The organism is Kaistia hirudinis (genome assembly GCF_014196455.1).
Classification (GTDB): Bacteria; Pseudomonadota; Alphaproteobacteria; order Rhizobiales; family Kaistiaceae; genus Kaistia; species Kaistia hirudinis.
This window is the reverse complement of record NZ_JACIDS010000002.1, coordinates 692565-709814: the sequence shown is the minus strand read 5'-3', so window position 1 is coordinate 709814 and position 17250 is coordinate 692565. Positions and strand designations below refer to the sequence as shown.

15 protein-coding genes are annotated in these 17250 nt (G+C 68.4%); 6 read left to right on the top strand and 9 right to left on the bottom strand.

What is annotated here, in order from left to right; genetic code table 11:
• Window positions 1-41: 41 nt before the first annotated feature.
• Genes GGR25_RS08395 through GGR25_RS08385 form a run of 3 tightly spaced genes read left to right on the top strand, consistent with a single transcriptional unit; the run spans window position 42 to window position 2305 of the window.
• Window positions 42-503 carry a hypothetical protein gene (locus GGR25_RS08395; RefSeq protein WP_183398289.1) on the top strand — a complete coding sequence of 154 codons (462 nt, stop codon included), beginning with the start codon at window positions 42-44 and terminating at the stop codon, window positions 501-503.
• A gap of 18 nt (window positions 504-521) precedes the next feature.
• Window positions 522-1736 (top strand): energy transducer TonB family protein, encoded by a 1215-nt coding sequence (locus GGR25_RS08390; RefSeq protein ID WP_183398288.1) that lies wholly within the window; start codon window positions 522-524, stop codon window positions 1734-1736.
• A gap of 59 nt (window positions 1737-1795) precedes the next feature.
• Window positions 1796-2305, top strand: a complete 510-nt coding sequence (locus GGR25_RS08385) for a Crp/Fnr family transcriptional regulator (protein WP_183398287.1) — start codon at window positions 1796-1798, stop codon at window positions 2303-2305.
• 5 nt (window positions 2306-2310) lie between these two features.
• Here GGR25_RS08385 and GGR25_RS08380 read toward each other — a convergent pair whose 3' ends face one another.
• The 7 genes from GGR25_RS08380 to xylB form a co-directional block, all read right to left on the bottom strand.
• On the bottom strand, window positions 2311-2697 hold the full coding sequence (locus GGR25_RS08380; protein WP_183398286.1) for a DUF3307 domain-containing protein: 387 nt from the start codon (window positions 2695-2697) through the stop codon (window positions 2311-2313).
• Window positions 2698-2793: 96 nt separating this feature from the next.
• Entirely contained in the window at window positions 2794-4977 is a 2184-nt protein-coding gene (locus GGR25_RS08375) for a CHASE2 domain-containing protein (protein WP_183398285.1), read from the bottom strand.
• Window positions 4978-5155: 178 nt separating this feature from the next.
• Window positions 5156-5935, bottom strand: coding sequence for an ATP-binding cassette domain-containing protein (locus GGR25_RS08370; protein WP_183398284.1), 780 nt, complete (start codon window positions 5933-5935; stop codon window positions 5156-5158).
• On the bottom strand, window positions 5932-7050 hold the full coding sequence (locus tag GGR25_RS08365) for an ABC transporter permease (RefSeq protein ID WP_183398283.1): 1119 nt from the start codon (window positions 7048-7050) through the stop codon (window positions 5932-5934). Before GGR25_RS08365 ends, GGR25_RS08370 begins: the two co-directional genes overlap by 4 nt.
• Before the next feature lie 91 nt (window positions 7051-7141).
• Window positions 7142-8143: a sugar ABC transporter substrate-binding protein gene (locus GGR25_RS08360; protein WP_183398282.1), complete on the bottom strand. Its 1002-nt coding sequence runs from the start codon at window positions 8141-8143 to the stop codon at window positions 7142-7144.
• A gap of 126 nt (window positions 8144-8269) precedes the next feature.
• Window positions 8270-9556: an ROK family transcriptional regulator gene (locus GGR25_RS08355; RefSeq protein WP_183398281.1), complete on the bottom strand. Its 1287-nt coding sequence runs from the start codon at window positions 9554-9556 to the stop codon at window positions 8270-8272.
• 117 nt (window positions 9557-9673) lie between these two features.
• Window positions 9674-11146 (bottom strand): xylulokinase, encoded by a 1473-nt coding sequence (gene xylB / locus GGR25_RS08350; RefSeq protein WP_183398280.1) that lies wholly within the window; start codon window positions 11144-11146, stop codon window positions 9674-9676.
• 510 nt (window positions 11147-11656) lie between these two features.
• Here xylB and GGR25_RS08345 point away from each other — a divergent pair.
• Entirely contained in the window at window positions 11657-11875 is a 219-nt protein-coding gene (locus GGR25_RS08345) for a hypothetical protein (RefSeq protein WP_183398279.1), read from the top strand.
• Window positions 11876-12165: 290 nt separating this feature from the next.
• Here the strand turns inward: GGR25_RS08345 and GGR25_RS08340 are convergent, their stop codons facing one another.
• Window positions 12166-13074, bottom strand: a complete 909-nt coding sequence (locus GGR25_RS08340; protein WP_183398278.1) for a hypothetical protein — start codon at window positions 13072-13074, stop codon at window positions 12166-12168.
• Window positions 13075-13405: 331 nt separating this feature from the next.
• Window positions 13406-14170, bottom strand: coding sequence for an SDR family NAD(P)-dependent oxidoreductase (locus tag GGR25_RS08335; RefSeq protein WP_183398277.1), 765 nt, complete (start codon window positions 14168-14170; stop codon window positions 13406-13408).
• Window positions 14171-14510: 340 nt separating this feature from the next.
• Between GGR25_RS08335 and GGR25_RS08330 the strand changes: the two genes are divergently transcribed.
• Both GGR25_RS08330 and GGR25_RS08325 read left to right on the top strand, forming a co-directional pair.
• Window positions 14511-15881 (top strand): transaminase, encoded by a 1371-nt coding sequence (locus GGR25_RS08330; protein ID WP_183398276.1) that lies wholly within the window; start codon window positions 14511-14513, stop codon window positions 15879-15881.
• Window positions 15878-17239: a glutamine synthetase family protein gene (locus GGR25_RS08325; protein WP_183398275.1), complete on the top strand. Its 1362-nt coding sequence runs from the start codon at window positions 15878-15880 to the stop codon at window positions 17237-17239. Before GGR25_RS08330 ends, GGR25_RS08325 begins: the two co-directional genes overlap by 4 nt.
• Window positions 17240-17250 lie beyond the last annotated feature (11 nt).

The window sequence follows — 17250 nt, the reverse complement described above, 5'->3', positions numbered from 1 at the left end:
GGCAGCGTTGTCGCGCGGTCCCCTTCGCAACGAGGTTGAACATGTCGATCGAAATCGGCAGTCGGTTTTCCCGCTGGCGCGCCCGCGCGGCCGGCTCCCTGATCGCGTTCGGCGCGCTCGTCGCCGCCCTGCCCGCCTATGGCGAGACGGCCGCGGATTCGATCGCGCTCGAGCTCAATGACGCCTCGGCCAATGCCAAGGCCTGCCGCCTCTCCTTCGTCATCGCCAACGGCCAGAGCGCCGCGATCGACGACATGGCGCTCGAACTCGTGCTGTTCGACAAGGATGGCCGCGTCGAGCGTTTCGTGGTCGTGCGCAGCGGCAAGGTGCCCGCCGGCAAGGATCGCGTGCGCCAGTTCGACATTCCCGAGACGGGTTGCGCTGATATCGGGCGGGTGCTGCTGAACGACGTCAAGGAATGCGCCGGCGCCGGCCTGACGCCGCCGCTGTGCAGCGACCGCATCAAGGCGAGCAGCCGCACCGCCATCGGCTTCGAAAACTAGAACGAGGCCCGGGCCGCCATGCTGCGTCGCCGCTGGATCGTCGCGATCGCGCTCTCCCTCGTCGCCCATGCCGGGCTGGTGATGGCGCTGACGCCGACCGACACCACGATGGAAGAGGCCGGCAGCGGCGCCGGCAGCAAGGTCGTCGGCTCGGTCGACGCGGTAATCGGCATCGACATGCCGGTCGAGACGCTGACCGAGGCGACCGAGATGGCCTCGGTCCAGCCGGTGACGCAGGCCGAGACGACGACGACCGAGGCGGCGCAGGCCATCGAGACCACCGAGGTCGCGGCGCTGCAGCCGACGGAGATCACCCCGCCGGCACCGTCCGTCGTGGAGCCCGCCCCGCTCGCCGCCACGGCGCCGCAGGAGATCGAGCCGCAGCAGGCCGCGCCGCAGGAGATTTCAGCGACGGCGCCGGCCGATCCCGTTGACGCGCCGTCGCAAAACGAAGTCGCGTCCGTCACGCCGCTGGAAGAGACCGCCGCAGCCGCGGTCGAGTCGGACCTCGCGGCAGCCGCGGCGGTCGTTCCCGAGAGCGAGCCGGTCGCGGCGGCGCCGGCGGTGGCGACCATCGAGACGGCCTCCGTCGCGCCCACCGAGGCGGTCGCGTCGGAGATTGCGCCGGCCGAGCCGGTCCAGCCGGTCGAGGCGCCGCGCGAGGTCGCGGCGGTGACACCGGTAACCCCGATCGAGGCCATCGAGCCGGTGCGCGAGGAGATCCCGGAGATTGCCGAGGCGCCGAAGCCGGAGCCGAGGCCCGCGGTGAAGCCCGAAGCGAAGCCGGAGCGGCGGGCCGCCAAGGTCCGCACCGCCCTGCTGCCGCGCAAGGCCGAGAAGCCGGTCACGCCGCCGCGTGGCAGCGGCGAGCTCGCCGACACCAAGGGCGGCGAGGAAGCCGATGCCGACAGCGAGGCGACGGATCCCGGACGCGGCCGCAGCACGGAAGCCGGACGCGGCAACGCCTTCAAGGCCGGCTATGCGGCCCGCGTCGCCGCCAAGCTGCGCCGGGCGCGCCGCGCGATCGACGACAGCGACGCGCGCGGCACGGCGCATGTCGCCTTCGTCATCGGCGCGGGCGGCGCGATCAGCGCCCTCCGCCTGGTCGCAAGCTCCGGCAATGGCGATGTCGACAGGGCCGCGCTGGCCACGGTCCAGCGTGCGGCGCCGTTCCCGCCGCCGCCGAAGTCGCCCTACCCCATTCGCGTGCCGATCGAATTCCGGAGCCGCTGAGCGCCGCTTGACGCCGCGCCGCACCGCAGCGAAGAATGCGCGGGCTCAGGGAGGGTACGATGGACGTCCGCGCCACGCTCGGCAAGATCAGCCTGTTCGCCGACGTCCTGCCTCCGGAGGAGCTCGACCACCTCGCCGCGCGCTGCCATGTCGTGGACTATGAGCCGGGCACGGTGCTGATGAGCGAGGGCGATTTCGGCACCTTCATGGTCGCGATCCTCTGGGGCCGGCTCGAGGTCTCCGTCGCCGGCACGCGCCATGCGACACGCGAAGTGGCGGTGCTCGGCCCCGGCGACATCGTGGGCGAGATGTCGCTGCTGACCGGCGCGCGCCGCTCCGCCACCGTGACGGCGGTCGAGCCGAGCCGGGCGGTCGAGATCACCAAGGTCGCGCTCGAATCCGTCTTCGTGCGCTCGCCGGAACTGCTCGACCGGATGGACGAAATGCTGGTGGAACGGCGGGCGCAGCTGATCGCGATCGCCGATGACGAACATGCGCACCGCCTGCTCGGCATCCGCACCGACGAGATCGCCGGCGCGGTGCGGCGCCTGTTCGGCCGCTCCGCCTGAACGCCTCAGCCCGTCAGCAGCACCAGCGCCAGCACCATGACCAGATAGGTGATCTGGTGCGCGAACTGGTCGATGCCGAAGGCCCACCAATAGGCGGGGTCGCGGACCGTCCAGCCATAATGGTTGCTGACGACGTTCTTCAGCCAGTCGATGTGGTAGTGGACGATGAATTCCAGCACCACGATCACGGCCGCCGGGACGAGGCCGACGGGATAGACGAGAAACACCGGCAGCGTGCCGATCGCATGGATGCCGGCATGGATCAGGCCACCGGGGTGGCCATAGATGCCCTTGTTTTCGATCTGGTGGCTGGTCTGCAGGAAGAAGTCGCAGATCAGGTGCTTGACCTGGAGGACCGTCAGGGCGACGAGCGCCGTGATAGCGGTATTCATCGATCGGCGGCTCCCTCACGTCCGGCGTGCGGCCGGTCGCTACTCACGGCACTCTAGGCCGAGTGGCACAGCTTCTAGTGTGATTGAGGTCACACTTCAATCAGCCATTTGTGGGATATTTTCCCCCGAATTGGCTGCATTTATCCGGATTTTCTCAGCGATTCGTTCGTAGTAGCCGGCAAAGCCCGCGGGCGCCGCTGCGGCTGCGACAATCCGCTCGGCTTCCGCCGTCTCCCAATCCGCGGCCGACATGGCGCCCACGAAGCGGCGATGGCTCGCCAGCCAGTCCGCCGGGCTGTCCTTGGGCGCGACCGTATAGAGGCGCGTCGCGATGGTCTTGCCCTTCACCTTGACGCGGTCGACCTCGACAATGGCGTCGCGGCCCGCCAGGCGCGCCGCCTGCTCGCCCATCAGCAGGCTGAGCCCATATTCCTTGGTGAGCGACTCGAAGCGGCTCGCGACGTTCACCTCGTCGCCGATGGCGGAATAGTCGAAGCGCGTCGCCGAGCCGAGATTGCCGACGCAGCATTCGCCCGTATTGATGCCGATGCCGATCCTGACCAGCGGCATGGTGCGCCCCGCCGCCTCGGCCTCGCGCTGCCAGGCCTCGTTGAGCGGCCCCATCGCCGCCAGCATCTCCTCCGCCGCCTCGACGGCATGGCGCGCATGGTCTGGATCGTCGAGCGGGGCGTTCCAGAACGCCATGATCGCATCGCCCATATATTTGTCGATCGTGCCGCGGTGCTTGAGGATGATCTCGGAGAGCGGCGTCAGCAGATTGTTGATGAAGCGCGTCAGCTCATGCGCCGTCATCCCCTCCGAAATCGTCGTGAAGCCGCGCACGTCGCAGAAGAGCAGCGTCAACTCGCGCACCTCGCCGCCGAGCTCGAGCCGCTTCGGATCGGCGATGATCTCGTCGACCACATCGGGCGAGACATAATACTGGAAGGCGCGCCGCACGCCGGCCTTGGCCCGCTCGGCCTCGCGATAGGTATAGAGCGCCGTGCCGATGGTGAGCAGGATCAGCACCAGCGCGGGATAGAGCACGTCGAACAGCATGCCGCCGACATCGAAGGCGAGAAAGCCGGCGACGAGCACGCCGCCGATCGCCGCGAAGCCGAGAACGGCGCCGAAGGTTGCCGAGAGGCGCGGCGCGATCACCGCGAGGAGCAGCCCGAGCAGCACCATGACCGCCAGCTCGACGCCGCGCGCATAGTCCGGTCGGGCGAGGAACTGGCCGGAGAGGATGTGCTCGATCACCTGCGCATGGATCTCGACGCCGGGCACGGCGACATCGATCGGCGTGGCGCGGAGGTCGAGCAGGCCGGCCGCGGACGTCCCGATCAACACGATGCGCCCATTGACGGCATCGGCCGGCATGGTCCCGTCGAGCACGGTGCGCGCCGGAATGAAGCTGCCGGGATCGGACGGGCGGAAGCGCAGCCAGATCGCGCCCTCCGCATCCGTCGGCACGACCAGCTCGCCGATCTTGATGTGGTTGAGGCCCGTCTCCGCGCCGAACGCCTCCTCGCCATTCGCGTTCGACGATTTGAGCACATAGCTGCCGGCGCCCTGCACGACGCGCAGCGCCTCGGCGGCGAGCGAGGGCACGAACTGGTTGCCGACGCGGAAGATGAGCGGAACGCGGCGCACGATCTGGTCGCGGTCCGGAATCCAGTTGATCGAGCCGGCGCCGGGTGCCGCATCCTCGAGCGCCGGCAGATTGCGGATGGCGCCGACGAAGTCCGGCACGAAGGGCTTCGGATCGTCGCCGGCGACCGCAAAGCCGGCCCGGATCTCAGGCTTCTCGCCGCCACCGCGCGACAGCGAAATGCCGAGCACGGACGGCGTCTGGGCGAGGACCGCCGCGAGCGCCTTGTCATTGCCGGCCGCGGGATCGATCGAGCCGGCGACAAGCGCCGCCTGCTCCGGCGGCAGCCGCTTCACCACTTCCTCGGGCGAGGTCTGGTCCGCCTCGGAGAACAGCATGTCGAAGGCGACCGTCGCCGCGCCGGCCTCGAACAGGCGCTGCGCGAGCTCGGCCATGCGCGTGCGCGGCCAGGGCCATTGTCCGAGCGCCTTGAGCGAATCCTCGTCGATATCGACGATCACCACAGGCTTGTCGGCAACCGGCGGCGCCGGATCGATGCGCTGATAGAGGTCGAAGCCGAGATAGCGCAGCGCCTCGACCGGAAACGGATCGGAAATGCGCAGCAGCACCGCGCCGACGAGATAGGCGACGACGACGAGATAATAGAGCGGACGGCCGGGCAGGCGCATGGCAGGCGGTCTCGGGCGGATCCCCGTGACGATAGCCGAGGCCGCGCCAATGCGCGAAGGGAAAGAGACGGGACACGACGTACACGAACCATGCTGCCCGGCCCTCTCCCCCCTCATTGGCGAGTTGGGGAGGCGGGGCCTGGCCGGGCGTCAGGCGCGGCATACCCAGACAGGTCCCCTACGCCGCCTCGTCTTCCGGCGGGGCCATCGCGCCCGTCATGATCGCCACGGCGTCCGACATCGAGTGGCGTTTCGGGTCGATGACCGCGATGCGCTTGCCGAGGCGGTGGATGTGGATGCGGTCAGCCACCTCGAAGACATGCGGCATGTTGTGGCTGATCAGCACGATGGGCAGGCCCCGCGCCTTCAGTCGCTCCATCAGTTCCAGCACCTTGCGCGATTCCTTGACGCCGAGCGCGGCGGTCGGCTCGTCCATGATGACGACGCGGCTGCCGAAGGCGGCGGCACGGGCGACCGCGACGCCCTGGCGCTGGCCGCCCGAGAGCGTCTCGACCGGCTGGTTGATGTTCTGGATCGTCAGAAGGCCGAGATCGGAGAGATGGCGACGCGCCTCGCGCTGCATGTAGCCGCGGTCGAGCGTCCGGAAGATCCGGCCGATCCAGTCCTCGCGCCGCTTCTCGCGGCCGAGAAACACATTGTCCGCGATCGAGAGCGCCGGCGACACGGCAAGGTTCTGGTAGACGGTCTCGATGCCGCGATGGCGCGCCTCGATCGGGCTCTTGAAGGCGACCGGCTGGCCGTTCAGCCTGATCTCGCCGAAATCGGGGATCACGGCGCCGGTCAGCGCCTTGATCAGGGTCGACTTGCCGGCGCCATTGTCGCCGATGACAGCCAAGATCTCGTCCGGCATCAGATCGAAATCGGCATTGTCGAGCGCGACGACGCGGCCATAGCGCTTGTTGAGGCCGCGGGCCTGGAGGACGGGTTCCGCTTTCATGTCGAGAGCTTCCTGATCCACTGGTCGATCGTGACGGCGACGATGATCAGCACGCCGACAGCGAAATCCTGCCAGAGCAGTTCGAGGCCGGAGAGCGCGAGGCCGTTGCGAAAGACACCCACGATGAGCGCGCCGATCAGCGTGCCGATGATCGAGCCGCGGCCGCCGAAGAGCGAGGTTCCGCCGATCACCACGGCGGTGATCGAATCGAGATTGGCGGTCTGGCCGGCCTGCGGGCTGACGCCGCCGATGCGTCCGATCAGCACCCAGGCCGCGATGGCGCAGATGAAGCCGGCCAGCGTGTAGACGCCGATCAGCGTCTTGGTCGTGTTGATGCCGGCGAGGCGTGCGGAATCCGGATCGTCGCCCGTCGCATAGACATGGCGGCCGAAGGCGGTCTTGTTGAGGATGTACCAGATGACCAGGGCGACGATGATCATCACCACCGAGCCATAGGTGAGCACCCATCCCTTGAGAAAGGGGAGATCGAGACCGAATGTCTGGGAGAAGAAGCTGTATGGCTTCATCACCGTGCCGGTGACCTGCAGGAAGGGCGCGTTGGCGTCCATGTCCTGCTGGCGGATGGTCTCGCTCCTCGAATACCAGACATTGAGCGCGCCGAAGATCGACCAGGTGCCGAGCGTGACGATGAAGGGCGGCAGCCGCAGCAGCGTCACGATGAGGCCGTTGAGGAGGCCGCAGGCCGTGCCGACGGCGAGGCCGAGCGGAAAAGCGATCTCGACCGGCACGCCATAGACGACCGCGGTGCGCCCCATGACCACCGAGGCGAGGATCATGATCATGCCGACCGACAGGTCGATGCCGGCGGTGAGGATCACCAGCGTCTGCGCGACGCCGAGGATCGCGATGATCGTGACCTGCTGCAGCACCAGCGAGAAATTGAATGGCGCAAAGAACTTGCCGGGCGCGGCGAAGGAGAAGATGAGGACGCCCGCGAGCAGGACGATGAACGGCACCATCGTCGGAAAGCGGTGCAGGAAGCCCTGCATCCGGCGGACGATGCCGACATCGCCCTCGTCGAAACTGGCGACCGACTGGTCGGCCCCTTGCAGACCGCGCTCGGCGAGAGCCGAGCCGGATTGATTGTCGCTCATGCGGCGATCCTCCCGACGCTCAAGGAGTGGGGGCGTCGATCGCCCCCACGCGAAAGGACGGCCGCCGCCTCACGGCAGCGGCCGGACCGGCTCAGCCCCAGCAGAGCTTGAGCCCCTCCTCGACGTTGATCGACGGCACGCCGTCGACGGGCTTGGCCGTGACCAGCTGGGCGCCGGTGTCGAAGAAGCCGACGGCCGGGTCGATCTCCGGCAGCTTGCCGGAATGGATCGCCTCGAGCGCGAGGGCCGCCATCTTCAGCGGGTATTGCTGGCTGGTCGCGCCGATCACGCCGGCCTCGACATTCTTGACGCCCGGGCAGCCGCCATCGACCGACACGATCATGACGGAGCCGTCATCCTTGCCGACGGCCTTGAGCGCCTGCCAGGCGCCGGCCGCGGCCGGCTCGTTGATCGTGTAGACCACATTGACGTCCGGGCACTTCTGCAGGGCGTTCTCCATCGCCGTGCGGCCCTTCTCCTGGTCGCCCTGGCTGATCTCGTGCGTGCAGATGCGCGGATCGGTCTCGTCGCCGTACTTGTTCGGGTCCTTCACGTCGATGCCGAAGCCCTGCATGAAGCCCTGGTCACGCAGAAAGTCGACGGTCGGCTGGTTGGTGGCGAGGTCGAGCAGGACGATCTTCGCGTCCTTGGCCTTGTCGCCGAGCGTGCCAGCGGCCCACTGGCCGATCAACTGGCCGGCCTTGCGGTTGTCGGTCGCAAAGGTCGCCGTGGCCGCGTCCATCGGGTCGAGCGGCGTATCGAGCACGATGACCATCAGCCCGGCGTCGCGCGCCTTCTTGATGGTCGGCACGATCGCCTTCGAATCCGAGGGGACGATCGCGAAGCCCTTGGCGCCGGCGGCGATCAGATTCTCGATCGCGGCCACCTGGCCGTCATTGTCGCCGTCATACTTGCCGGCGGCGGTGATCAGCGTGATGCCGAGCTCCTTGGCCTTGGCCTGGGCGCCCTCGCGCATCTTGACGAAGAACGGGTTGGTCTCCGTCTTGGTGATGAGGCCGATCGTCTCGTCGGCGAGCGCCGGCACGGCCGACAGCGCGATCACGGCGCCGGCCAGCAGAATCTTCTTCAGCATGTCGTTTCCTCCCTGGTCTCTCCCTTATCGCCCGCGGGGCGACCAGTTCCCCCGCGTGCACCCGGCTCCTCCCGGATATCGCGGCCGTCGCCCTCCCCGGCGTCGGCCGAACCTCGTCACGCCGGCTCAGCCGGCGAGGGTCTCGCGCATGCCCCGCTCGTCGCTGGCCCGCATCAGGATCGAGGCGCGCGGCGAGAAGGAATAGAACATCGGCAGGCTGGCGGCGCCGATCGCGCCGGCATCACGCCCGAACGAGCCATGGACCAGGCGGGGCGGCCGCCGCGCCTCCGGCGCCTCGGCGGCCAGTTGCGCGCCGAGCCGCGCGATCAGCGCGTCGACGAGCCCGGCGTCGATATCGGCATCCAGTACCACCACCGGCACGTCGAGCAGCGCCATGGCGGTCCAGATCGACGGCGTCAGCGCGTCGACGGCGTCCTCCAGCCACTCCGTCACGGCCGGATGGCCGGCGAGGAAGGCGGCCTCGGCATCCGCCGGCGCGCCGACGGCGAGCCCCGCCGCGGCGAGGTGGCGGTCGAGCGCGGTGAGCGAGGCGCGCGTGATCAAAAGTTCGCCGCTCGCCGGCGGGCGCGGCGCCGAGGCGAGGCGGCTCGGGCCGACGGGCATCACCGCCACGTCGCCGGCATTGCCATGGCTGCCGCGCAGCAGATCGCCGCCGGTGACCACGCCGCCGCCGATCGCCGGGCCGACAAAGAGATAGAGGAAATCGTCGAGGCGCCGGCCGACGCCATAGAAGAGCTCCGCGATCGCCGCCGCATTGCCGTCATTCTCGCAGGAGACAGGCAGGCCCGTCGCCTCCTGCAGGAGCCGCGCGAAATCGACCTCGTCCCAGGGCGCGAAGGTCTCGGGCGGCAAATCGAGGCGGCCGAGCCAGGCGCCGAGATTATAGGGCAGCGCGAGGCCCACGCCGGCGAAGCGCTCGCGCGCCGGGCGATCGAGCAGGGCCAGCAGCTCGCGGATGTCGCGCACGACCAGCGCCAGCGCTTCCTGCGGCCGCGGCAGCACGATGTCATAGGCGCGCCGGGCGATGGCATGACCGGCAAAATCGATCAGGATCGTCTCGATCGAGCGGCGGTCGAGGCGCACGCCGATGCCATAGGCGCCTTGCGGATTGAGGCGCAGCAGCGTCGCCGGCTGGCCGCGGCCGCCATCGTGCCGCTTGCCGACGGAAACGATCAGGCTCTGGTCTTCCAGCTTCTGGATGATGGCGCCGATCGCCGTGTTGGTGAGGTCGGCGGCGCGCGCGAGATCGGCCTTCGAAGCCTCGCCCGCACGGCGCAGCCGCTGCAGGACGAGCCGCTCATTATAGCGGCGAAGCTGCGCGGAATTGCTTCCGCGGCCGAAGCCGACGCTCTCCAACGCCGTCCCTCCCCAAAGCGGCTTCGAGGCCGCCATTAATTTATTCTGCTACACTTAATCGCCCTCCCCGACGACAAGTCAATCCGGATTCGATTCCGCATCGCGGTGCAAAACCGCAGAATTCTGCGGCGTTGCGAAGGATGCATCATCCACTCACCCCCGCGCGAACTCCTCGCGCAGCAGCGGATAGAGCCGGCGGAACCGCTCCAGCTTCGGCTGGTAGGCCGCGTGCGCGGCGCTGTCGGGCGTGAAGAGACGGCGCACCGGCGGCGGCGGAGAGGCCTCACGCGCACTGATCCCCGTCGTCGCCATGATGGCGAGACGCGCGGCGCCGAAGGCGGGTCCCTTCTCGCCGCCCTGGTGCACGACGATCTCAATGCCCAGCACGTCGGCGAAGATCTGCATCCAGAGCGGGCTCCGCGCGCCGCCGCCGATCGCGCCCATCCGCGTCGGCCGCGTTCCCGCCGTGGCGAGCGCCGCCTGCGCATCGGCGAAGGAGAAGGCGACGCCTTCCAGCACCGCGCGGATCAGGTCGGCGCGGCTGGTCGTCGGATCGAGGCCGAAGAACACGCCGCGGGCATAGGGATCGTTGTGCGGCGTGCGCTCGCCGGCGAGATAGGGCAGGAAGACGAGGCCGTCGCGTCCGCGCGGCGCCGCCTCCACCTCGGCGAGCAGCTTGCCGATATCGCTCTCGCCGACCGCCAAGGCCGCCCAGGCGAGCGCGCTCGCCCCGTTCAGCATCGCCGCCATCTGGAACCAGCGACCCGGCAGCGCATGCGCGAAGGTGTGCACATAGGCATCGGGATAGGGCCGGTAGCTTTCATTGACGACGAAATATTGGCCTGAGGTCCCGAGCGAGATGAAGGCGTCGTTCTCGTCGATCGCGCCGATGCCGATACCGCCGCCCGCCGCATCGCCCGCGCCGCCGGCCACCACCACCGGCCCCGCAATGCCCCAGGCCTGCGCGATGGCCGGCGAAAGCGTTCCCGCCGCGTCGGAGCCCTCGACCAGTCGCGGCATCACCGAGAGCGGCAGGCCGCAGGCGCCGACCACGGCCTCGGACCAGCGCCGCGCGCTCTCGTCGAGCCAGAGCGAGCCGGCCGCGTCCGACATCTCGGAGATATGGTCTCCGGTCAGGCGGAAGCGGACATAATCCTTCGGCAGCAGGATATGCGCGATGCGGGCGAAGATCTCCGGCTCGTGCTTCGCGACCCAGACCAGCTTCGGCGCCGTGAAGCCCGGCATGGCCGGCACGCCGGCGATCCGGCCGAGCCCGGGAACACGGCGCTCCAGCTCCGCGCATTCGGCGTGGCTGCGGCCATCGTTCCACAAGATAGCCGGCCGCAGGACGCGATCCGCCTCATCCATGAGCACGGCGCCGTGCATCTGACCCGAAAGCCCGATTCCGGCGACGGCGGCGAAGGCGGCGCCAGAGGCATCGCGGAGGCGCCGTACGGCGCGCTCGGTCGCCCGCCACCAATCCTCCGGATCCTGCTCGGACCACAGCGGATGCGGCCGCGCGATCGCCAGCGGCTCCTCGGCCTCGGCCAGAATCGTCTGCGCCGAGTCGACAAGCAGCGCCTTGACCGCCGACGTGCCGACATCGATGCCGAGATAGGTCGCCATTCTCTTCCTCCCGAATTTTATTGAGCCGAGACAAGGGCGATGCCCTTCTCCTGTCAATCGAAAAGGCGCTGGCGGAACGCATCGCGGCGGGTGGGCCGCTCCCGGGAAATCCACCCTAATTCCTTGTCAAAAAACGGAAATGCTTCGCTGGTATCCCCGTGCCGTCCGGAGGCAGACTGATCGTCGAGGCGGAGCACGGGACGTCGATCCCGTGAAGGGCGCGCAAGCGCGCCGATGCCCCGCTTTGGCGAGGATTTCTGCCGACGAAGCGGCATGGCGACGCCCCCCCGGCGCCGCCCATGCCTCCACCAGGAGTGCCTTCGATGTCCGAGACCTTCGTTCTCCCCCGATCGAGCGGGCCGCGCGGGAAGATGCACTGTCGGTGTTGGAACCACGCCTGATCACAGGCATTGGGGCGTGTCGCTTTCGTACGGCACAGTTCTTTCAGCCAAGATTTTTTGCCGCGGCCCGAAGCTTGCATGGCACGGGATGGCGCAAAGGGGTACTTCGATGTTCGACAATTACATCATCGAGATCGACGACAAGGCGGCCGGCATTCTGGTCCGCACGGGCCGTTCATTCGCCTTCCACGCACTGGAGCGCACCTTCGCTGCGCTCGAAGGTGCGATCTTCACCGACGCGGTCGCGGCCGAGCGCGCCGCCCGCAAGGTCCGCCGCCAGCGCCAGCCCGCCTCCGGGCAGCTCCAGGCGGCGCTGCAGGGCGCCTGATATCGCGGTTCGATGACGGCTGGCTGTTTCAGCCAGCCGAGGCGCAGATCATTCCTTCTGCGGCCGGCGAGACGCCCTCGCGTGCTGCCCCCGGCTGTCATTGCCGGGCTTGACCCGGCAATCCAGACGTCCTGCATCAACAGCAAGACCCGCCATGACCTCGATGGGTCGCCGCCCGGCCATCCAGACCATCGGGCACCCAAACGAAAACGCCGCCCTCCCAGGGGAGAGCGGCGTCTTTCTTGTCTCGGGATCAGAAGGCGACCGACGGGTCGTCTCATCCCCGAATGCTACCCCACGATACCGCCCCTTCGAGTCACGATCTCCGGTGCGTCTTCGTCGCGCTGGCGGCCGGCGATGGCGGCGGCGACGCTCGAGATGAAGGCGCCGACGAGGAGGGCCGCGACCGTCAGTAATGCCGTCGTCAATCCGGCCTTGCGGGCGGCATCGGCGGCTTCCTTGGCCTTCTGCTTGGCGGCTTCCATCTGGGCGAGAACCGCCTCGACCCGCTGCGTCGCGTCAGCCGGGGAGATGCCGGTGCGGCTGGCAACCATCTCGGCGAGATAGGTCTTGTCCGCGGCCGGGATTTCGCCGCTGGCAAGGCCGGTGACGATGATGCGCGTCGCTTCGGTCCGCGCTTCCGCGGCGTTCGCCTCGGACGGCGCGCTGCCGGCGGCCGGACGGAACAGCGTATCGATGAAATAGTCCGTCGGATCCGCCAGATTGGCCGACTGGGTTGCGCCCTGCGTCGCGCCCTGCGCGGCGCCCGCCAGCACGACCGCACCACTCTGCGCACCCTGCGAGACGATGCCCGCCAGCATGGACGAGAACACGGCTGCGACGATCAGCGTCGACAGGCACCAGGCGATGAAGCCATGGGCCGTATCGCGGAAGAACACCTCGTCACCGTGGAGATCGGTCCATTTCGTCCGCAGGCGCCCGGTGATGTAGCCGCCGAAGGCCGACGCGATCCACTGCGTCGCCACGAACCAGATCACCGCCGAGACGGCGAATGTCGTGACGGATGCGCCCGCCCCGGACCAGGGCGAGACGGCCGCGAGCCCGAGGCCGGAGCCGAGCAGCACGAGCACGAGCGAGACGGCCGACGCGACGACGGCGCCGGCGAGGATAGCGCCCCATGAGACGGCAGAACGCGGAGATTCCAGCGTACCGACCGTCGACGTTTCGACCATTGCCATAGGAGCCCCCGTCACCGGAAGAAGATCGCGAGGAGAATGATGATCGGGATAGGAACACCCAGCAGCCAGAGAAGAATGGAACGGCCCATGGCAACCTCCTGTGAATTGGACGCATGTTCAAACGAACAAAGCCGCAAGGAAGTTCCATCGAGGTGATGAGTGTCGCGCTCTCTTGTCTTGTCGGTGGTCGCGAAAGCCTGGACAGTGGCACCCGCCGGGCCTCCGGCCCAGCGGATTGACGCCGATTGAGGCATGCGGGCCGGACGACATGGCCAAACCACTCGCCAAGCGACGTTCGCGCCTTGTCATCCGGCCCGGCCTGGCGCCCCGCTCAGTGCGCCGTCATGCCGCCATCGGCCAGCCACACCGCGCCGTTGACGAACGATGCGGCGGGTGAGCACAGAAAGAGGACCACGCCTGCCATCTCCTCCGGCTCCGCAGCTCTCCCCATCGGGCTGTTGGCCATCAGTGCCTGCGTGAACTGGGGATCGGCCAGCCAGCGTTCCGTCATCGGCGTGCGGATCAGGCCCGGGGCTATGGCGTTCACGCGGATGCCGCGCTTCGCATAGTCGAGGGCGGCGGCCTTGGTCAGCCCGACCACGCCGTGCTTGGCGGCGGCATAGGGGGCCATGCCCGGATCCGCGATCACGCCCGCGACAGACGCCGTGTTGACGATCGCGCCGCCGCCCGTCTTCAGCATCGCCTGGATCTCATATTTGACGCACAGGAAGACCCCCTTGAGATCGACGCTGATGATCCGGTCGAAATCCTCCTCCTTCATGTCAGCGAAGTCGGCCGTCGGCGGCAGGATGCCGGCATTGTTGAATGCCGCATCGATCCGGCCATAGGTAGCGACAGCCGCATTCACCAAAGACTGAACCGACGCCGAATCGGCCACGTCGGCATGCTGGAAGATCGCTTCCCCACCCTTGGCGCGGATCTGCTCGACGGTGTCACGCGCGCCTTCGCCGACGTCGCCGATGACGATCCGTGCACCCTGCTCGGCGAAGGCCAAGGCCGTCGCCCGACCGATGCCCGACGCCGCGCCGGTGATCAGAACAGTCTTGCCCGAATAGTCCAGGAGATTCCGCGTCATGATTTTCCTTTCTTTGGCAACGCGTTGCGCCGTTTCCTCCGTCCGCCGAACCTGCCGACGGCCGCTGCTGCGAGCGAGACGCGGCCGACACTCCGTCCAGGCACTCGCTCAAGGGCAACATAGGAATTATTGATTTGAAAGCCAATCATATGTGACCCTTCTTTTTTCACCGAAGGACGTCCCGCGCTCTGCCTGCTACGGCGTCATTCGCGTGCGCGGCCCGGCGAGGCCATCTCCTCGAACCGGCCGTTGTGATCCGCTCCAGCAGCGCGCGGCCCCTTCATTTTGTTACCGGGATGACGATAAGACTAATCCGGATGATGCAACGAGAGACGACCGATTGACCGATCGCGAGACGCTGCGGGCCCGGGCGCGCGAACTGGCCGCACGCGAGGCCGAGAGCTTCGCGGCGTCGCATCCGCGCGCGCGGGCGCTCGCCGGCGAGACGGGACGGCACTTTCTCGGCGGCGTGCCGCTGCACTGGATGCTGGATTGGGGCACGCCCTTCCCGCTGTCGATCGTCTCGGCCGAAGGCTGCGCCATCACGGATGCCGACGGCCATCACTATGTCGATTTCTGCCTCGGCGACGGCGGCGCGCTGTTCGGTCATTCGCCGCCCGCCATCGCCAGGGCGATCGCCGCGCAGGCCGGCCATGGGCTCACTGCCATGCTGCCCGGCCCCGATGTCGCGGCCGTCGGGGCGCGGCTGGAGGCGATCTTCGGCCTGCCGTTCTGGCAGGTGACGGCGACGGCGAGCGACGCCAACCGCGCCGTCATCCGCTGGGCGCGGGCGCTGACGGGCCGCCCGCGCGTGCTCGTCTTCGACGGCTGCTATCACGGCCAGGTCGATGAGGCCTTCGTCGATCATCGCGACGGGCGGACCGTGCTCAAGGCGGGGCTGGTTGGCCAGGCGCCGGGAGCACCGGGGTCGATCGCCGTGCCGTTCAACGATCTCGGCGCGGCGGAAGCGGCCCTGGCGGCGGGCGATGTCGCGCTGGTTTTGACCGAGCCCGCGCTGACCAATACCGCCATGGTGCTGCCGCAGCCGGGCTTTCTCGAAGGCCTGATCGCGCTGGCCCATCGCCATGGCGCGCTGATCTGCCTCGACGAGACGCATACGATCGCCACCGCTTATGGCGGCCACATCGCGCGGGAGAGCCTGGCGCCCGATTTCTTCGTGCTCGGCAAGCCGGTCGCGGGCGGTCTGCCCGCCGCGGTCTATGGCTTCACAGCCGCCGTCGAGGCCGGCATGCGCGGCGTGCTCGACGCCAAGGCGCCCGGCTATAGCGGGATCGGGACAACGCTCTCGGGCAATCTGCTCGCCATGGCGGCCATGCGCGCCTGCCTGACCGAGGTCATGACGCCGGAAGCCTATGCGCAGATGACGGCGCTGGCCGGAACGCTCGCCGACGGCATCGACGCCGAAATCGCGCGGCGCGGCCTGCCCTGGTCGATGATCCGCCTCGGCGCACGTGTCGAACTCGTTTTTACCGATACGCCGCCCGTGAACGGGGCCGAGGCGCGCCTTGCGCTCGATCACGATCTGGAGCGGGCCATCCATCTCTTCCTTCTCAACCGCGGGGTTCTGTTGACGCCCTTCCACAATATGATGCTCGTCTCGCCCGCGACCGGCGCGGCCGAGGTCGACAAGCTCGTCGCGACGCTCGCCGCCGCCTTCGATGCCCTGCTCGGCGCGGGAGACCGGCCATGAAGGGCGGCGATCCGACCGAGGCGGAGGCCTTCCTCGCCGCGCATCCTCAGATCCGGCAGTTCGAGGCGTTCCTGACCGATCCCTCCGGCGTACAGCGCGGCAAGATCCTGCGCCGCGAAGAGCTCGTTGCCGCCTATCGCCACGGGCGGCCCCTGCCCTGTTCGATCCTCTCGCTCGATATTACCGGCGCCGATGTCGAAGAGACCGGCCTCGTCTGGGACCAGGGCGATTCCGACCGCGACTGCCGGCCGGTTCCCGGCACGCTGACCATGGCGCCGTGGCTCGACACGCCCTCGGCGCAATTCGTGCTCACCTCGTTCGAGAAGGACGGCACGCCGACCGAGGCGGATCCCCGCCATGCCGTCGCCCGCGTCGACGCGGCACTCCGGGCCGCCGGCTATTTCCCCGTCGTCGCGATCGAGCTCGAATTCTACCTGATCGACCGGGAGGCGATGCTCGCCGGCCGGCCGCGTCCGCCCGCCGGCAAGTCGGGCTTTCGCCAGTCGCAGCTCCAGGCCTATCTGGTCCAGGACCTCGAGGACTTCTCGCCCTTCCTCGACGAAGTCTATCGCGGCGCCGAGGCGATGGGCCTGCCGGCCCGCACGCTGATCGCCGAATATGCGCCGGGCCAGTTCGAGATCGTGCTCGGCCATCGCACCGATGCGCTCCGCGCCGCCGACGATGCCATCCTGTTCAAGCGGCTCGTCAAGGGCGTCGCCGAACGGCGCGGCTATGTCGCGACCTTCATGGCCAAGCCCTATGCGACCTGGTCGGGAAGCGGCATGCATGTCCATGCGAGCCTCGCCGATTCCGCGGGCAATAATCTCTTCGCCGGCGAGGGGGAGGCCAATCCACTGCTCAAATTCGCCATTGGCGGCCTGCTGGCGACGATGGGCGAAAGCATGGCGATGTTCGCGCCGAACGCCAATTCCTATCGCCGCTTCCGCCGCAACTCCTATGCGCCGGTCGGCCCGGCCTGGGCGATCGACAACCGCTCCGTCCCGGTCCGCGTCACCGCAGGCCCTCCCGCCAGCCGCCACCTTGAGCAGCGCGTCGCCGGCGCCGATGCCAATCCCTATGTCGCGCTGGCGACGGTGCTCGCCGCCATGCTCGAAGGCATTGAAAAATCTATCGATCCCGGCGCGCCGATCGTCGGCAATGGCTATGAGCAGATCGCGCCGAGCCTGCCGTCGAGCTGGCCGGACGCCCTCGCCGCCGCACGGGCCTCGGATTTTCTGCCGCGGCGCCTCGGCGAGCGGTTCACCGAAATCTATCTCGCGATCAAGCGGGCCGAATGCGAGCGGTTCTTCGCAGAGATACCCGATCTCGACTATGCGCTTTATCTGAGGCTCGCCTGAAAGCACCAATT

What these genes read in the sequence shown, in the direction of transcription:
- GGR25_RS08380 (WP_183398286.1), bottom strand. Translation starts at nt 2,697, where the DNA reads ATGAATACCGCTATCACGGCGCTCGTCGCCCTGACGGTCCTCCAGGTC.
- GGR25_RS08375 (WP_183398285.1), bottom strand. Translation starts at nt 4,977, where the DNA reads ATGCGCCTGCCCGGCCGTCCGCTCTATTATCTCGTCGTCGTCGCCTAT.
- GGR25_RS08345 (WP_183398279.1), top strand. Translation starts at nt 11,657, where the DNA reads ATGTTCGACAATTACATCATCGAGATCGACGACAAGGCGGCCGGCATT.
- GGR25_RS08370 (WP_183398284.1), bottom strand. Translation starts at nt 5,935, where the DNA reads ATGAAAGCGGAACCCGTCCTCCAGGCCCGCGGCCTCAACAAGCGCTAT.
- GGR25_RS08340 (WP_183398278.1), bottom strand. Translation starts at nt 13,074, where the DNA reads ATGGCAATGGTCGAAACGTCGACGGTCGGTACGCTGGAATCTCCGCGT.
- GGR25_RS08365 (WP_183398283.1), bottom strand. Translation starts at nt 7,050, where the DNA reads ATGAGCGACAATCAATCCGGCTCGGCTCTCGCCGAGCGCGGTCTGCAA.
- GGR25_RS08385 (WP_183398287.1), top strand. Translation starts at nt 1,796, where the DNA reads ATGGACGTCCGCGCCACGCTCGGCAAGATCAGCCTGTTCGCCGACGTC.
- GGR25_RS08360 (WP_183398282.1), bottom strand. Translation starts at nt 8,143, where the DNA reads ATGCTGAAGAAGATTCTGCTGGCCGGCGCCGTGATCGCGCTGTCGGCC.
- GGR25_RS08335 (WP_183398277.1), bottom strand. Translation starts at nt 14,170, where the DNA reads ATGACGCGGAATCTCCTGGACTATTCGGGCAAGACTGTTCTGATCACC.
- GGR25_RS08395 (WP_183398289.1), top strand. Translation starts at nt 42, where the DNA reads ATGTCGATCGAAATCGGCAGTCGGTTTTCCCGCTGGCGCGCCCGCGCG.
- GGR25_RS08390 (WP_183398288.1), top strand. Translation starts at nt 522, where the DNA reads ATGCTGCGTCGCCGCTGGATCGTCGCGATCGCGCTCTCCCTCGTCGCC.
- GGR25_RS08355 (WP_183398281.1), bottom strand. Translation starts at nt 9,556, where the DNA reads ATGGCGGCCTCGAAGCCGCTTTGGGGAGGGACGGCGTTGGAGAGCGTC.
- GGR25_RS08325 (WP_183398275.1), top strand. Translation starts at nt 15,878, where the DNA reads ATGAAGGGCGGCGATCCGACCGAGGCGGAGGCCTTCCTCGCCGCGCAT.
- xylB (WP_183398280.1), bottom strand. Translation starts at nt 11,146, where the DNA reads ATGGCGACCTATCTCGGCATCGATGTCGGCACGTCGGCGGTCAAGGCG.